Source organism: Paenibacillus sp. MAHUQ-45 (assembly GCF_058133325.1).
On sequence record NZ_JBYUPV010000032.1, the window covers coordinates 1 to 1227 of the forward strand.

The 1227-nt window shown below is 45.6% G+C and carries 1 protein-coding gene; it reads left to right on the plus strand.

The features are described 5' to 3' along the window. Positions 1-94 precede the first annotated feature (94 nt). A complete protein-coding gene (locus tag AC3Y23_RS28995) occupies positions 95-1198 on the plus strand; it encodes an IS4 family transposase (RefSeq protein ID WP_379205548.1) in 1104 nt (367 codons plus the stop codon). Positions 1199-1227: the final 29 nt, after the last annotated feature.

Below are 1227 nucleotides of genomic sequence, written 5' to 3' on the forward strand. Positions count from 1 at the left end.
TAGGCCTGTTGATTAGCCAAAAAAAGGTAGAAAAAAAGCCGCCCGTTCGTTACAGTGTTTGTACCCCTACAAACAGTGGAAACGAGGCGACTTCATGAAAAATTCTACTTCATTATCGAATATCCTGCAATCGTTTATTCCGGAAGAAAAGGTGTTATCGATTCTAAATGAGTTCAATTACATCGATGTCGCTCGAAAGTTCACCGTCTATTCCCTGTTTCTTTTCTTGGCAGAGGCTGCATTCCAGGGGTGGGACGGCTATCGAGACGGGGAGCAGCGTATGCCTGGCGTTGGACTCCAGAAAGTCGATCATTCGACCCTCTCCAAAAAAGCCAAAGATGTTCCTTTTGAATGTTTCAAACAATTGTTACATCTCTTGATCCAGCAATGCAACCGGGAAACGAAACGCTGCCTTGGTATCCCGACGGAATTACTGATCGTCGATTCCACGCAGATCACCGTGGGCCTGGGACGACTCCCTTGGGCGCCCTTAAAAGGCGAAAAAGCAGGCGTTAAGCTCCATGTTGCCCTCACCGGAGACGAAGGTGCGTTGCACCAAGTGACCGAAACGACGGGGACAGAACATGATCTCCATAGCGCTATCGACTTGGTAGACCCCAGGTTTATTTTGGTCGCTGATCGTGCCTATAGCAAGCACGAAGTATTCGACAGTTACCAGGAGGCAAAGAATAGTCAATCTTTTGTGATCCGAATCCGTGAGAATACTCACTTTCATGACCCGGTTCCAAGGGAACGGAAGACTTCTTTTGGAGGAACGATTACACAGGATTTAACCTGCCAGTTAGGAAGGATGAAGTCTCTGACCCGGAATCGGTTTCGAGTGGTGGTTCTGACCGATCCGAAAGGGAAACCTGTCCTTTTAGCGACAAACCTGCATTGGCATTCGGCTGAAAGCATCGCTGAAATCTATAAAAAACGCTGGCAAATCGAAGTGTTTTTTCGCTGGATAAAACAGCATCTTAACATTCCGAAGTTGTTCGGAACCACGCCGAACGCTGTATATGGCCAGTTGTACGTGGCCTTACTTGTTTATGTTTTGCTTAAACTCCTGTTTGACGAAGGTCAAAAGGTCGTGCATTGGAGCGCAAAATTAACATTTGCCGATTTCGCACGATTATTAAGTTTACAAACAGTGTCGTCGGAGTGGAGAATTTATTTAGCTAAATTATGTATTTAAACTCATAATTTAGCTAATCAACAGGTCTA